Genomic DNA, 15,225 nt, shown 5'->3' with positions numbered 1-15,225 from the left:
CCGGCGAAGCGCGCCGCGGCGCACCGAACCGGGATGGGAGATCCGGTCAGGCGTGCGTCGCGAGACAGCGATCCGGGGGTCCGCGCCTGCTGAGGTCGTGCAGCGTCACCGTGGGACGCGGCCGGGGAAGGTCGCCGGGAGGGACGATCATGAGCCGGCGCACCGGCAGCGGCCGGAACGGCCGCAGCAGCGCCACCGGCACGAGCACGCGGGCGACGTGCGTGATCAGTTGCTCGCCGCGGACGAGGAGAACCGCGAGGACGAGGGCCGCGAGCCCGTGCGCGACGAGCATCGGCGGGGACGGGAGATGGCTCACGTGCGCGGCATGTGCCGGGCCGGGGATCATGAACGAGCCGTGCAGCGCCACCTGAGCCGAGAGCAGCGCGACGGCCGTGGCGATCGCGCCCCGTGGCCGGCGGGCGAACGTCGACGAGGCCGCCTCGACGAGGACGCCCAGCACCAGGAGAAGCGTGACGTCGGGTGCCTCGCCGCCCGCGGTGACGTGCGCACCGAGGGCGAGGCCCACCGCACACGCCGCGAACGCCGCTGAGCGGACGCGCCGGGCGCCGCTCGACGTGGGCATGACGGCGGAGTCTACGTCGGGGTGATCCGACGAACGCCTGCAACCCGACAGAACGGTCAGCCGCGGGAGTGCCGGATCAGGCGCGGGCCCGGAAGGTGGCTCGGTACGTGCGTGGACTGACCCCGGCGAGGCGACGGAATTGGGTGCGGAACGTGGTCGCACTGGCGAAGCCGGTTCGCCGAGCGATGGTCTCGACCCCGTGGTCGGTCATCTCCAGAAGTTCCTGCGCATGCCTGATGCGCACTCCGGTGAGCCACTCGATCGGGCTCTGCCCGGTCTCGGCATGAAAGCGCCGGTGCAGGCTGCGCACGCTCATCCGGGCGGCAGCGGCCAGATCGGCGAGGCTGAGGTCCTGGTGGGCGTGTTCCTCGATCCAGGCCAGGACCGGTTCGAGTGTCGTCGTGGCGAGCGCCGGTGGGTTGCGCACGATGAACTGGGCCTGGCCCCCGTGCCGGTGAAGGGGCGCGACCGCCAGCCGGGAGGCGTCGGCGGCGACCGCGGTGCCGTAGTCACGGCGGATCATGTGCAGGCACAGGTCGAGCCCGGCCGACGCGCCCGCGGAGGTCAGGATCTGACCGCTGTCCACGTAGAGCACCTGCGGGTCGACCTGTACGCGCGGGTGGCGTCGGGCCAGCACATCGGCGGCGGCCCAGTGGGTCGTGGCGGTCAACCCGTCGAGTAGCCCCGCCTCGGCGAGGGTGAAGGCGCCGACGCAGATCGACACGATCCGCGTCCCCGCTGCGGCAGCGGCACGGAGGGCGGCCAGGACATCGTCCGGGGTCGGGGTGTCGACGTGGTGGCGGCCGGGCACGACGATCGTGTCGGCGCGGGCCAGTTCGTCGAGCCCGTGCTCGGTCGCCAGCCGCACCGGCCCGGCCTCGACCAGCGGTGCGGATCCGCAGACCACGAGGCGGTATCCCGGTCGCCCGTCAGGCAACCGGACCCGGCCGAACACCTCGAGCGGCGTGGCCAGATCAAACACGATCGCGTCCTGCAGCGCGAGCACCGCGACAACGTGCATGACCTCGACCATATCCACGACGGCGCAGGCCACAGCGATGTCACCTCCAGCCGGATGGTGCTCGTGGCGCTGTGGCCATATCCGGTCGGATGTTGTCATCCAGCCAGCGGTGGTCCAGCGCGACCCGGTCCACGATGGGCGGCACCGCCGGCGAGGGGCCGGGGTCGATGTGAGGAGTGCTGCCGATGACGTTGGCTGCCCAGATCGTGCTGTTCGACGGGTTCGACCCGCTGGACGCGATCGCGCCGTTCGAGGTCCTTGCCGCGGGCAGTGACGAGGTCGGCGGCGCTCTGGAGGTGGAGCTCGTCTCCGCCGAAGGCCCGCGCCGGGTCGTCTCGGGAACCCGCGGCCTGGCCTTGGAGGCAACGAGCGTCCTGGACCCGGACCGGCCGGGCTACCTCGTCGTCCCGGGCGCCTCCGGACCCGTCGACGGCGATCCCGACGACGGGGTCGAGACCATCCCCGTCCTGCTGGCCCGGATGGCCCAGAGCACTGCAGCGCCTTTGATCAAGCAGGCGTTGACCAACCACGAGGTGACCGTGGCGGCCGTCTGCGGCGGATCGCTGGCGCTCGCCATGGCCGGGCTCATCGAGAACCGCCACGCCGTGACGCACCCGCTCGGCATGGACGTCCTCGAGGCCACCGGTGTACGTCCCGTGCACGCGCGGGTGGTCGACGACGGGAACCTCATCTCCGCCAGCGGCGTGACGTCGGGACTCGACCTCGCCCTCTACCTCCTCGAACGTGAGTACGGCCCGCACATCGCCCACGCCGTCGAACAGCTCTTCGTCTACGAACGCCGCGGCACGCCCTGGCGCCGGCCGCCCGCATGACCGCCATCGCCGGCACCTGGGAACTGAAGCTCAAGACCCCGATCGGCACCCTCCCCGCCAGCTACACCTTCGTCGAGACGGCGGATGGCGTCACCGGCACCGCCACGGCGGATGGCGAGACCGTTCCCCTCACGGGTATCACCACCCAGACCACACCGGACGGCGAGCGCGTCGGGTGGCGACAGGCCGTGACCCGCCCCATGCGCCTCAACCTCGACTTCGACGTCACGGCCTGCGGCGACGAGCTCACCGGCCACTCCCGGGCCGGACGTCTCCCCCGCACCGAGGTCACCGGTCACCGCTCCGGGTGAGGAGAACCTGCCGAGGGTGTTCGTCAATGCCCACCCCCGGATGCGTCACGCGCGGACGGGCTGTTCCGGCCACGGCAGACACACAGGTCGAGGAGCAGCTGTCCGGTCTGCGCCGCCAGTGTTCGAGTGGTGCATCGATTGGTGCGGCGGGGTGGCGGTCCACGGCCGCCACCCTCGTGCTGGGGCCGCACGTGATCGCCGGGGCTACCGCCGATCGTGTGCGCCGCGGGCAACCGTCATCCAGGGCGAACGCCCTCCGGCCACCGACCGGGTGCCGACTCTGACTCCAGCGGGCGACCGATTTGGGCGTCTGATCCACTACACTTAATCGGAGTCGAGTCCGGTTGCGGCCGTAGCATAAGTGGAGTCGCTTCCGCTTGCAAGGAGGGAACCAATGCCCCGCCCACTTCGCGCCGATGCGCAGGCGAACTACGAGCGCCTGCTCGAGGTGGCTGCGCGCACGTTCGCCCGCGAGGGAGCCGACACGTCGCTCAAGGCCGTCGCCGCCGAGGCAGGAGTGGGGATCGGGACGCTCTACCGCAGGTTTCCGACGCGGGAAGATCTCATCGAGGCGACCTACCGGAACGAGACGACCCGCCTGTGCGAGTCGGCATCGCGCCTGCTGGATGACCACTCCCCCGCTGACGCCCTGCGAGCATGGATGGAAGCCTTCGTCGACTACATGCTGACCAAGCAGGGCATGGCCGATGCGCTGCCCGCGATCCTCGCAACCCGCGAGGGGCTTCGCCTGCACAGTCGCGAGGTTCTCCACGGGGCGGTTGCGGTCCTGCTGACCTCCGGAATCGCGGCGGGCGACTTCCGCGCGGACGCGTCGGCACCGGACGTACTCATGGCACTCGGCGGGATCACCCTCATCAGCGGCCACGAGCACCAGCGCGACCTCGCATCACGGCTGATCACCCTGCTGCTGGACGGCCTCGTCGCCCGCCGCACCAGTCCGTCCGGGGCAAGGAAGAGCAGGCAGGGACAACGCACGTCTCTCCCTGCCGCACCATGATCGGATGCGGCAGGCCCTGCAAGTAGGAGCGGACCGCACGTCGCGCCCGAGCCGCCCGCGGGCATCGACCCGGACGTGCCGGACCGGCGGATGCGACATGCGACGCCCTTGCAAGCGGAGCTGAATCCACTTACAGTGCCGAGTATCCGGACTCAGCTCCGATTCGGCGCCCAGTCGGGCGTATGTGAGCAGCAGGCGGGCGGGTGGCCAGGAGGGGGCGCACCCGCCCGGACGCCGCGGCGCGCGTGCTGCCGAGCCGTGATCGGCGCCGAGACCGCCCGAGGATCGGCCTCGGCGATCGCTGAGGTCATGCTCGCGGTCCGTGCGATGGACGCCGGCCACATCAACTGCGAGGTCCTGGTTCGAAGCGGGATACGGGAGCTGACTTCGCCGGTGTCTATCCACCAAGGTGAGGAAGCGGGTGCTCGCAGCCGAGGCGCAGCCGAGCCAGCTGTAATGCCAGCCGGGTTGTTGACCCGGCTGATGAGTGGGTGGCCGCCGAGCGCGCTGTGGCCGCGGTGGGCCGGTGCGGGCCTGGCGGGCCGTGGCGCGTCGGACGGCGTGGAGCGATCGGCAAGCCCGGCAGGCCGTCGCCACGAGCGCTGAACGGCAGTTGACCTGCGACGACGAACATCGGTTCGAACATGTGTTCGAGTATGATGTAGAGGTGTCGGACAGCCCGCTCACCACCACCCATCGCCTCCTGGTCGAGGTGATCGACGCGCTGTCCGCGGCCGCTGAGACCGGCGCCACCGATGACGAGCTGCTGTCCGTCCTCACCTTGTGCGAGGGCACCAGCCGCCGGCTGGACCGGGTCGTTGTTGCCACCGTGGCGGCTCTGGAGCGGCGGGGCACGTTCGCCGAACGTGGCTACACGTCGACTCCGGCCGCGTTGGGGGATCTGCTCGGGTGGGAACGGTTCGAAGCCCGCCAGCGGGTGGTCGCCGCCGACCAGGCCTGCCCGCGGGTCGGGCTCGACGGCACCGTGTTGCCCGCCCGGCTGCCTGCCACTGCGGCGGTGTTCGCCGCCGGGCAGACCGGGCTGCGGCACGTCGCAGTGATCGCCCGCGTGCTCGCCAGCCCGGCCGCGGAAAGGCTTACACCCGAGGTGTGGGCCGGCGCGGAAGCCCAGCTCGCCGACAAAGCCGCCGTCTACACCCCGTCGGAGCTGCAGACCTGGGGCACCGCGCTGGTGGAGGCCCTCGACGAGGACGGCGCCGAGCCCGATGACCGGCCAGCCGCCGCGGTCAACGAACTGCACCTGGTGCGTCACCGCGGGAAGGCCGGCGGCACCCTGAAGGGCCGGTTCGATGACGCGGCGATGTTCGACGCCGTCGCCACCGTGATCGACGCCCACGCCCGACCGGTCACCGGCGACGAGCAGCGCAGCCTCGCGCAACGTCAGGCCGAGGCCCTCGCGGATGTGTGTGGGTATGTGCTCGACCACGGTGATGTGCCCGCGTGTGGTGGGCGCCGCCCGCACCTGAACGTGTTGGTCCGGTTGGAGGACCTGGAGAGCCGGGCCCGCGCCGCGTGTTTGGACTTCGGGGGCACGCTGTCGCCGGAATCGCTGCGGATGCTGGCCTGTGACGCCGCGGTCGTGCCCGTGGTGTTGAACGGGAAGGGTCAGCCGCTCGATGTCGGGCGGGTCACCCGCACCATCTCCGACGGGCTGCGCCGCGCGATCGCCGCGCGGGACCGTGGGTGCGCCGGGTGCGGGCGGCCACCGTCGTGGTGCGAGGTCCACCACATCACAGCCTGGCAGGACGGTGGCGACACGGCCCTGCACAACTGCGTGATGCTCTGCCGGGCGTGTCACCGCCTGCAGCACCACTCCGAGTGGGAAGTACGCATCCGCGACGGGTTGCCCGAACTCATCCCACCCGCCTGGATCGACCCCCAACGAAGACCCCGCCGAAAACCACTCCTGCACCTCGCCGCATAAAGGGGGGCGCACAGAGGGGCGCGGTCGGCAGAGCGTCTGTGATCACTGGGGTGACCTGTGCCAGCTAGCCCGGCAGCTACATCCGCCACCACGACCCGGCCGACCGGCTCGGCCGCGGTATCTCCACTCTGTACGCATTCGAGGCATTCTTCGGTTACCGGCGATGAATCATGGCCGTCCGGTTTCGTGCCGTCAGGAATCTGCATACCGCACACTTCTCACAGGCTTTACTCCGCGTATGGGTAACTTCCGTCCCGCTCACGTGCGCATTGGAAGCCTGGAGGACTCGGTGCTGAATGGACATACGACTCGAAGTAGTACGTTGATCCAGCTATTCGGACGGAACGATGATCTGACGATTGTTCGCTCCTTCCTCGACAGGGCGGCTGTTTCGGGCGCTGCGCTGTCAGTGGTCGGGGATGCCGGAATCGGTAAGACGATGCTCCTCCGGGCAGCGGTGGAGGTGGCGGCGGCGGCCGGGATGCGGGTGCTGCGGGCGGCCGGAGTCGAGTTCGAGGCCGGGATCGGCTTCTCCGGCCTCAACCAGGCCCTGCTGCCCGCGTTCGACGAGTTCGCCCGGCGTCTCGGTGCCGCGCAGTGCGACGCGCTCTCGGTGGCACTGGGGCTCAGGACGGGACCGGCACCGGACCGGATGCTCGTGGCGAACGCCACGCTCACGCTCCTGCGCTCGATCGCCGCCGACCAGGCGGTGCTCGTCGTGGTCGACGACGCCCAGTGGATCGACCGGGCGAGCGCCGCGGTGCTGGGATTCGTCGCTCGCCGGCTCGACGGCTCCCGGATCGGGTTCCTGGCGGCCGCGCGCTCCGACATCGAGGGCTTCTTCGAGCACAGCGGCCTGCCCGAGCACGAGCTTCAGCCGCTCGACGACGAGACGGCTCGCCGCCTGCTGGATCACCGCTTCCCCACACTCCCCGGCATGGTGCGGCGACGGGTGTTGGCGGAGGCACAGGGCAACCCGCTCGCCCTCGTGGAGCTACCCACCGCGCTGAACTTTCCCCACTGCGACGCGCTGCGGTCGCTGCCGGCCGTCCTGCCCATCGGGCGACGGCTCCAGGCCCTGTTCGCCGCCCGGATCGCAGAACTCGCCGAGCCCACCCGGCAGCTGCTGCTGCTCGCCGCACTGGACGGCACCGGCGACCTGCATGTCGTGCAGGCCGACGGCGACGGGCCCGGGGCGATGGAACACCTCGCGGCGGCCGAACGTGCGGGGCTCGTGCGCGTCGACGGTCGCGGTGGACGGCTGGCCTTCCGACATCCGCTGACCCGGTCGGCGATCGTGGAGATGTCGAGTGCCGCCGACCGCCGCCGCGCGCACCTGGTGCTGGCGCAGCTGTGGACGAACCGGCCCGAGCGCCGGGCGTGGCACCTGGGCGAGGCGACCGAGAAGCCCGACGAGCCGGTGGCCCACCTGCTCCAGGAAGCGGCGCAACGCAGCCTCGACCGCGGGGACGCCACGGGCGCCATCTCCGCGCTGGTCCGGGCCGCCCACCTCAGTCCCCGCGGCGCGGACCGGAGCAGGCGGCTGGCCCAGGCGGCCTTCATCGGGGCCGACGTGACAGGCGAGATGGGAACGGCGTCCCAGCTGCTGGTCGACGCCCGGGCTGCCGGCCTGGACCAGGGCGGCTCCCTCTACGCCGCGGCCACGACCGCTTACCTGCTCGTGAACGGCGACACGGATATCGACACCGCCCACGCTCTGCTGGTCGGGGCCATCGAGAACCGGTCCATGGGTGGGCCGGCCGACGACGCCGAGCTCGTCGAAGCACTCTGGGCGCTGTCGCTGCTGTGCTGGCTGGGCGGGACCCCCGAGCACTGGGCTCCGTACCACGCTGCGGTCGCTCGGCTCACGCCATCCGCTCCTGCCCTGATGACCCTGCAGACCAGGACCTTCCTCGACCCGGTGCGCGCCACCGCGTCCGTACTCGACGAGCTCGACGTCGCCTTGGCCCGGCTGCACGTCGAGGCCGACCCGGCGACGATCGTGCGGACGACCCGTTGCGCGGTCCACCTCGACCGCTTGGGACCCTGCCGGGCCAGTTCCTGGCGCGTCCTGCGCGACGGGCGGGAGGGCGGCGCCGTCATGAAGGCCCTCGTGTCGACCATGCACCTGTGCGCCGGGAGCTTCACCGCAGGCCGGTGGGACGAGATCACGGAACTGGCCGACGAGGCCCTCGAGCTGTGCGACGGCCAGCGCTACCGGCACTTCTTGTGGCAGTTCCACTACTACAAGGCCCTCGTCGCGGCCGTCCGCGGCGACCAGGATGCGAACCTGGCCTGGACCGACGAGATCATCCGGTGGGCGTCGCCGCGAGGAGCGAGGGGACCGCTGCACTTCGTCCACCACGCCCGGGGCCTCGCCGCGCTCGGCCGCGGGGACTTCGACGGTGCCTACCGGCACACCACTGCGATCAGCCCCGCTGGTTCGTTCGACTCCTACGCACCGCACGCGCTATGGGTGATGGCGGATCTCGTGGAGGCCGCCCTGCGAACCGGCCGCCGGGACGCAGCGGCAGCGCACGTCGCGGCGATGCACGAGGCGAACGTCGCCGCGCTCTCCCCCCGGCTCGCACTGCTCGTCGGGAGCGCTACTGCCCTCGCCGCCGCCGACGACCGGGCCACCGAACTGTTCGAGCAGGCCCTCGCCCTCCCGGGCATCGATCGTTGGCCGTTCGACCTCGCCCGGACCCAGCTCGCCTTCGGCGAACACCTCCGGCGGAACCGTGCCGCCGCGGCCGCACGGGACCACCTCATCGCAGCGATGGAGACGTTCCGGCGCCTCGGCGCCCACCCGTGGTCGCGCCGGGCCGAGAACGGACTCCGGGTCGCCGGGCAGAGCCGGGCAGGCCGCGGCGAAGGCGCACCAGACTCCCTCACGCCACAGGAACACGAGATCGCGATGCTGGCCGCGTCGGGACTGTCCAACAAGCAGATCGCGCAGCAGCTCTTCCTGTCCCACCGGACGGTCGGGGCCCACCTCTACCGCGCCTTCCCCAAGCTGGGCATCAGCTCGCGAGCAGGGCTCCGGGACGCGCTCGTCGCCGCTCCGGACACCCGCAGAGGGCCCGACGGGTAAGCGGAACGACCACTCGGCTCACCTCGACGAGAACCTGGCCGCGTCCCAGAACGTATTCCCACGAGGAAGCACCCGCCGTCACAGCCCAGGAGGCACGAGGAACATGACGAGGCTGACCTACTCGGTCTACGTGACCCCGGCCAAGCCGGCGGTCTCCGACGACCTGCCGCCTGGCGAGGCCGAGCGCATGTGGTCGCCCACCGCGTCGACGCTGATCGCCGCCGAACGCGACGCGGTCCTCGTGGACCCGCTGATGACCGGCCCTCTACGAGGCCATGGTCGAGCGCTACCCGAACCGCCTCAACCTCGGCGTGCTCTGGAACTCCGCGAAGGCCGTGCCGGCCTGAGCGTCCGAGCCGAGCCGCCGCCCCCGGGTGGGCTCACGAGAAGAAGCTGTTGACGCCATTGACCTCAGATACGCCGCTGTCGATGTGCGAGATCCTGCCGTCGCGGAACTGGAAGTCGTCGATCACGTACTCGTCCAGCGTCTTCCCGTTTCGCTGGGCATGAGTATGGAACTCCGCCAGCATGTCATGTGCGGCGAAGGTGACATGCTCCACCGTGATCGTCAGACCGAAATCGTGTTGGACCTTGGCTCGGGCGATGATCTGCTTCACCCCTCGTGCCCGGCCGGACTCCACGCTGGTCCCGGGAAAGTTCCAGACCACGTTCGGTGTCACCACCGCAGCCATGGCTCCGGGGTCGATATTCCTGAGCGCTGTTCCGAAATCGGTCAGCAGGGCCGCCTTCTGCGTGGTGCTCAGGCCCGGCTGACGCGCGGTCTCGGCGGAAGCTGTCGCGGGGATCAGGAGGACAGCCGCCAGAGAAAGAATCCCCGCCAGTACGACTCTGCTCCTGCGCATGCGCGTTCCCCTCATCGTTGGCCATGGATCGCCTGGCAATGCCCATCGGGAGCGCCGCCTTCGACCGAATCATACGCGCTTTGCTTCTTACATCGTCGCCCTCGATCCCAGCATTTTTCTACTGAACTGATGCGAGACCGGACATCCCAGACTCCGGAATGGTCTGGAATGCCCGGTCCACGATGTTGGCCAGGGTCGCGGTCGTCAGGCCGCCCGCTCGTTCTCCGCCCGGAAGTCCGTTGCCGGGTTCCCGCCCCACCGAGCGTGCGGGGGAACGTCCTCGCCCTTCATCAGGTACGAGTCGGGCTCGAGCTCCGCGCCGTCACCCAGCGTCGCGCCGTACATGACGAACGCGCCGACGCCCAGGGTGCACCCGGACCCGATCATGATGCGGTCGGACTTGAAGGCGCCGTCCTCCTGGGAGTGGCACTGGATCTTCGAATGCACGTTGAGGGTGACGTCGTCGCCGATCGTCACGAGCGACCTCTCCGGCAGTGCGCAACCGTCGTCGAACAGCCGCTTCCCGACCCGCGTGCCCAGCAGCCGCCAGATCATGCTCTTGAACGGGGTGCCGTCGAAAACCCGGAGGAGGTAGCCCATCGCGGGCACCTTCCAGAACCGCTCGTGCCACCAGAAGTACGGGTCGTAGATCGAGCAGTACCGGGGCTGCAGAGTGCGGAACCCGGTGATCGCACGCTCGATCAGTACGAAGTACAGCACGCTCGACAGGAGGAGGACGTCGGCCGGCACGTTCACCCAGGCACCCCACCGGCCGTAGAGCTCGTCGGCGGCCAGGAACAGTACGACGGCACCGAAGAAGTAGACCCACCGCACGAGCAGGTACATCCCCATGCTCCGGAGGTTGTGCCTGTTCTTGACCGAGAGGCGGCGACGCAGCTCGTCCCCGCTGCGCAGGTGGTCGAACTTGCTGTCGCGGTGGACCGTCCGCGGGATCTCGAAGCTGGGCGACCCCAGCAGCCCGACGTTCTCCCGGACGGGTCCGTCGATGGGCACCATGGCCTTCGAGGCCACCAGGGTGTTGTCGCCCAGGCGGTTCCGGGCGGGAAAGGCGACGTTGTTGCCGAGGAAGACGTGGGCACCGATCCTCGCCCGGGAGACCCGGAAGGACGTGTTCGAGTAGTCGGCGTTGATGATCGACAGTCCGTCGGCCACCATCGTTCCGGCGCCGACCGTGGTCATGAACGGGGTCTCGTGCTTCACCTCCAGGCCGAAGTTGGACCCGGTCTGCTCGGCCCGGGACACCTTGCCCCCGAGCCAGTTCAGGTAGTTGACGATGTAGGAGCTGTCGCCGAACAGGTAGGTGAAGAAGCGCAGGTTCGTCATCAGCGTGATCGCCCGGTGCAGCGCGGCGTGGAAGCCGTACAGCGAATAGACCTTGTCCGGCGTGATGGCGAGGCCGAGCAGGCGCGGGACGGTGGTCACGACCAGGAAGCCCACGAGAACCAGGCCGAAGAAGATGACGAAGGACGCGGCCAGGGCGTAGACGTAGAACTTCCAGTCGACCAGGTCCAGTGCACCTGCTCCGAGCAGGGTGGCCACCCGTGGGATGGCGAGGAGCAGGAACGCGGCGCCGCCGATCAGCACCGGCAGCACCACGAGCAGCAGTCCCAGCAGTTGCAGGATCGCGGAGACGGCCTTCCGCAGCGCGCCGGCGCCGGCCTGCTGCTCGATCGTCTGGTAGTTCGCTGTGGTGCGCCGAGCGGGAGACCCGTGCCAGCGTTCGCCGTCCGGCACGGACTGCCCGCTGTGCAGGGAGGAGGAATGGCCGAGCTGCGTCCCGTCGCCCATCGCCGTCCCGATGTCGATCACCGTGGACTCGCCGACGTAGGCGTTCTTGCCGAGGGTGACCGGACCGGTCTGGATGAGGCCGGCGTGGGCGCGGTAGCACGTGAAGTACGAGTCCTTGCGGATCACGGTGCCGTCGCCGACGGTGAGCAGGTCGGCGCAGACCGGCACGTCCCGGGAGAGGATCGCGACCCCCCGCCCGATGTGCGCGCCGAGCGCTCTCAGGTAGAGCACGTAGAGCGGCGAGCCGACGAAGAGGATCATCGGGCTCGCGCGGACGAGCATCCGCACGGTCCAGAAGCGGACGTAGGTCAGGCTCCAGATGCGGATCTGCCGGGGCTTCCACCTCCCGACGAGCACCCACTTCGCCACGATGGGAAGAATGCACAGGCCGAGGAAGGTCGGCGCACCGAACAGGACCGACCGCAGGTAGATGTCGGCCACGCCGGGGGCGGCGGAGACCCAGTCGTAGCCCTCCTCGAGAACGATCGCGACGAGGAACGAGTAGCCGAGGTAGATCAGGAACTGCAGCGTTCCGCAGACGATGTACTCCACCCTGCTCGCCGGCGCCGTCACCTCGGGCGACGCCGCAACCGGCGACTCCGCGGGGGCGGACGCGGGTTCCGCGAGCGCTGTTGCCAGGCTCCTGATGGTCGGATGCCGGTAGACGTCCTTCATCGACACGGCCGGCAGGTCGGCTCGCTTCCTGATCCGTGCGCAGAACTGGGCCATCAGCAGCGAGTCGGCGCCCAGGTCGTCGAAGAAGTTACTGTCTGCGGACACTCGATCGGTGTGCATGATCTCCGCCAGCACGTCGCCGAGCTTCTGCTTGATGCTGGCTGTCGGGCTGATGCGCCCGGCGGGCATGCGTGAGGCTTCAGCTGCATGCGGATCGGAAGCCTCGGCAAGTTCCCCCACGAGTTCGACTCCTTCATTCCAGGGTTAGCCATGCCGATGCGTTTCGGCGACGCCTGCCGGCAGCGCGCGTCGAATCCCTGAGAAGGACCCGCGGTGTCGTCCGCGACTGCGGGGACCTGGGACTGTGGCCGGCCTGGATGGAGCTTCGGCCAATCGCTGGGCAGGTTCTATGACGGAGCCGGGAAACCGACCCGGGTAGATCGTCGAACGAAGGGCATGGCTGGTCTTGTTCCTCGCGTCGGGCCACGCTGCGGGACGCCCGGAGACCCGGTGACGTGCAAAGGGCGGTGCTGCCGCCGCACGGGGTGCAACCGGTGGTGACTCCAGAGTAGCCACGGTCATCGCGACGCTGTCAAGCGAAGTCCGATGCTTTCAGATCACAAGTACCGAAGGGCTGGAACCTGAACCATGGCGCACCGGTTTACGTACGGGTATGGCCCGGCAAGCCACCGATCAGCGCGGTCGATCGGGAGGGCACAGTGACTTTCCACCCTTGCGGGAATACGCGGCCCGGCCGGGGTCATGCGCCACCGCGAGGCGGCGTCCACCAATCGAAACCCACGCCCGCGCACGGAGACGTTGTGTCGAGGTAATGCCGGCAGCGGGAGTTTTGCTCGGTCTTGAGAAAAGGCGCAGATTCCCCGTATCAGCGCGACCGGTTGATCGCCGGTCGGTACGAGAAGAGGCAGAAGGATACCGCAAAACGGCTGCGCCGGCTTCCGCATCTCGTGCCGACGGTCTCGATCTCCGGCGCGCCCTCGGCCTATGGCGCTGAGGACGCGGCAGTTCGGGTGTGGTGGGTCAGCGACCCGAGGCCGCGTCCCCGGTCGGTGCTGCACCCCGTACGGGCGCCACGCTCACGCGGACCCCTCTTCGGCCGGCCGGGGCGATGCCGCCTCGGCGCCGGCTGGGCCCGCTGCATCGGGCTGTCTGTCCGGAGACGGCTGGGCCGGCACGGATCCTGCCGTCCCCGGATCCGCGGACGGGCGCGCACCGCCGATGTGGTCGACGGGCCGGCGCTTCCACGCGGCGTGGCGCCGCCGGCTCCCGCCGGTGGAGGCGTAGACGGCCGCGGTGATGATCAGGACCAGTAGGGCCGGAATCCCGACGAAGATGGCGATGGCCTCCGTCACGGTGATCCCGGACGTCACTGGCGCTGCGGTCGTGGCGACACGGTCCGCGGCCGCAGCGAAGTGGGGCGCGAGCACTGTCATAGCCCCCAGAAGATCGAGCGACGGCGCGACGAACCGCCGGACTCCTGCGTGCGGCGTTCGCCACGTCCGGTTGTGACGACGAGCTCCACCTGCCGGGACGTGCCGATCGGCGTGAACATGACCACTGAGTCTCCGAGATCCGATGTGTCCGACCAGGCGGCCAGATGCACCGACCGCCCACAGACCTTTCTACGCCGCGTAGACGATCGCGGTGTTCCCGATCCTCCGACCGTCGCGCTCGTCCGGTACGTCACGGGATTCGGCGCTGCGGCGACGGGCGTCGGTTCACGGGTCCTTCAGGAGTGCGCCGACCCGTCGGATGACATCCAGCTGAGCCGGGTTGTAGAGCTCCTGCATGGCGGCGGCTGCCGTCTCGGCGACGAACCGCGCGCCGCGCGGGGCCTCGGTGTCGGGCGCCATCAGGTCCGGGTGTTCGGCCCGGATCCGGCGGATGTGCGGGAGCATGCGTTCGGCCAGGTCCTGGCGCACCTCGTCGTCGGCGTCGGCGGGCAGGGAGTCGAACTCCCCGTCGGTCGGGTCGGCCGCCACGGTGCGCAGCATCTCGGCGTAGGCACCGACGTGCTTGGGCCCCATCACCCGGGTCATGACCAACACCAGCGACCGGTCGGCCTCCGACAGCCTCGCTCCACCGGCCGCCGGGGCGATGTCGGGTGGCAGGTCGGCCGGGGCGTGGTGGCGCAGGATCAGCCCGAGCTCGACGCGCGCCCGCTGCAGCCGCTCGACGGTCGCGGCCAGCTCGGCGTCGAGGGCGCGCAACGCCTCCGCCGGGTGGTGGTCGTCGTCGCCCATGGCGGCGATCTGCGACAGCGAGAACCCGAGATCGACCAGCCGCTTGATCCGCAGCAGTCGCACGAGGTGGCTGACGCCGTACTGCTTGTAGCCGTTGGAGCGGCGCTCGGGCTCGGGGATCAGCCCGACCTCGTGGTAGTGCCGGACCGCCCGCAGGCTGGTACCGGCCAGTTCGGCGAGCTCACGGGTGCTCCAGGCCATGCGGCCATCCCACACCCTGCCGCAGCGGCATGATCAAGGTTCGGCGATGACCGACGCCCGCGGCGGAGGAAAGCCGCCGCGGATTCGAGGGTCCGTCAACCCGCGGCGACCGATCCGGCATCTGTCCGCACACTGACCCGACGGGTGCTCGCCGACAATCAACGCTCATGAGTACGACGAGGAAGACGGAGTCCCACGGTGTGCCGTGGGAGACGAAATACGGCTACGTCCAGGCGGTCCAGCACCGGGACACCATCTACATCTCCGGTCAGGTCGCCCACGACGGGTCCGACCTCGTCGCACCGGCTCCCACGGACGCCGACGGGCGGGTCACCGACACCGGTAACACCGCCGCCCAGATGCGTCAGTGCTACGCCAACGCGGCCCGGTTGCTCGCCCGCTTCGGCGCCTCGCTGGAGGACGTCGTCGACGAGGTCCTCTACGTCGTCGACATCGAGGCCGCGGACGCCGCCGCCGGACCGGTGCGCAAGGAGGCCTACGGCCGACCGGACCCGCAGGTCGCCAGCACGATGATCGGGATCCCGCGCCTGGCGTTCCGGGAGCTCCTCGTCGAGATCAAACTCGTCGCCCGGGTCTGACCCGGCCGC

Annotated in this window: 12 protein-coding genes; 6 read left to right on the top strand and 6 right to left on the bottom strand. The window is 70.0% G+C overall.

The features are described from left to right. Nucleotides 1-46: 46 nt before the first annotated feature. Both HF577_RS05175 and HF577_RS05170 read right to left on the bottom strand, forming a co-directional pair. Nucleotides 47-583, bottom strand: coding sequence for a hypothetical protein (locus tag HF577_RS05175; RefSeq protein WP_169394564.1), 537 nt, complete (start codon nucleotides 581-583; stop codon nucleotides 47-49). Nucleotides 584-659: 76 nt separating this feature from the next. After that, nucleotides 660-1,604, bottom strand: coding sequence for a GlxA family transcriptional regulator (locus HF577_RS05170; RefSeq protein WP_169394563.1), 945 nt, complete (start codon nucleotides 1,602-1,604; stop codon nucleotides 660-662). A gap of 185 nt (nucleotides 1,605-1,789) precedes the next feature. Between HF577_RS05170 and HF577_RS05165 the strand changes: the two genes are divergently transcribed. From HF577_RS05165 to HF577_RS05145, 5 genes are all read left to right on the top strand, one after another. Beyond that, the gene (locus tag HF577_RS05165) at nucleotides 1,790-2,437 is read left to right on the top strand and encodes a DJ-1/PfpI family protein (protein WP_312858951.1); all 648 of its coding nucleotides are present in this window, start codon (nucleotides 1,790-1,792) and stop codon (nucleotides 2,435-2,437) included. Next, nucleotides 2,434-2,748 (top strand): hypothetical protein, encoded by a 315-nt coding sequence (locus tag HF577_RS05160; RefSeq protein ID WP_169394562.1) that lies wholly within the window; start codon nucleotides 2,434-2,436, stop codon nucleotides 2,746-2,748. Before HF577_RS05165 ends, HF577_RS05160 begins: the two co-directional genes overlap by 4 nt. A gap of 394 nt (nucleotides 2,749-3,142) precedes the next feature. Further along, the gene (locus HF577_RS05155; RefSeq protein ID WP_169394561.1) at nucleotides 3,143-3,766 is read left to right on the top strand and encodes a TetR/AcrR family transcriptional regulator; all 624 of its coding nucleotides are present in this window, start codon (nucleotides 3,143-3,145) and stop codon (nucleotides 3,764-3,766) included. 667 nt (nucleotides 3,767-4,433) lie between these two features. Then, complete coding sequence (locus HF577_RS05150) at nucleotides 4,434-5,711, top strand: HNH endonuclease signature motif containing protein (protein WP_169394560.1); 1,278 nt, start codon at nucleotides 4,434-4,436, stop codon at nucleotides 5,709-5,711. 163 nt (nucleotides 5,712-5,874) lie between these two features. After that, nucleotides 5,875-8,805 (top strand): ATP-binding protein, encoded by a 2,931-nt coding sequence (locus HF577_RS05145; RefSeq protein ID WP_312858950.1) that lies wholly within the window; start codon nucleotides 5,875-5,877, stop codon nucleotides 8,803-8,805. A 380-nt stretch (nucleotides 8,806-9,185) separates the two neighbouring features. Here HF577_RS05145 and HF577_RS05140 read toward each other — a convergent pair whose 3' ends face one another. The 4 genes from HF577_RS05140 to HF577_RS05125 all read right to left on the bottom strand — a co-directional run bounded on the left by HF577_RS05140 (nucleotide 9,186) and on the right by HF577_RS05125 (nucleotide 14,617). Next, nucleotides 9,186-9,668 (bottom strand): nuclear transport factor 2 family protein, encoded by a 483-nt coding sequence (locus HF577_RS05140; protein WP_169394558.1) that lies wholly within the window; start codon nucleotides 9,666-9,668, stop codon nucleotides 9,186-9,188. Between the two features lie 204 nt (nucleotides 9,669-9,872). Next, complete coding sequence (locus HF577_RS05135; protein ID WP_169394557.1) at nucleotides 9,873-12,341, bottom strand: Pls/PosA family non-ribosomal peptide synthetase; 2,469 nt, start codon at nucleotides 12,339-12,341, stop codon at nucleotides 9,873-9,875. Nucleotides 12,342-13,249: 908 nt separating this feature from the next. Further along, a complete protein-coding gene (locus HF577_RS05130; RefSeq protein WP_169394556.1) occupies nucleotides 13,250-13,525 on the bottom strand; it encodes a hypothetical protein in 276 nt (91 codons plus the stop codon). Between the two features lie 366 nt (nucleotides 13,526-13,891). Continuing rightward, complete coding sequence (locus HF577_RS05125; protein ID WP_169394555.1) at nucleotides 13,892-14,617, bottom strand: helix-turn-helix domain-containing protein; 726 nt, start codon at nucleotides 14,615-14,617, stop codon at nucleotides 13,892-13,894. Nucleotides 14,618-14,784: 167 nt separating this feature from the next. Between HF577_RS05125 and HF577_RS05120 the strand changes: the two genes are divergently transcribed. Beyond that, nucleotides 14,785-15,216, top strand: coding sequence for a RidA family protein (locus HF577_RS05120; protein WP_169394554.1), 432 nt, complete (start codon nucleotides 14,785-14,787; stop codon nucleotides 15,214-15,216). Nucleotides 15,217-15,225 lie beyond the last annotated feature (9 nt).

The organism is Pseudonocardia xinjiangensis (assembly GCF_012911925.1).
Lineage (GTDB): Bacteria > Actinomycetota > Actinomycetes > Mycobacteriales > Pseudonocardiaceae > Pseudonocardia > Pseudonocardia xinjiangensis.
This window is presented reverse-complemented; position numbering and strand designations above follow the sequence as displayed.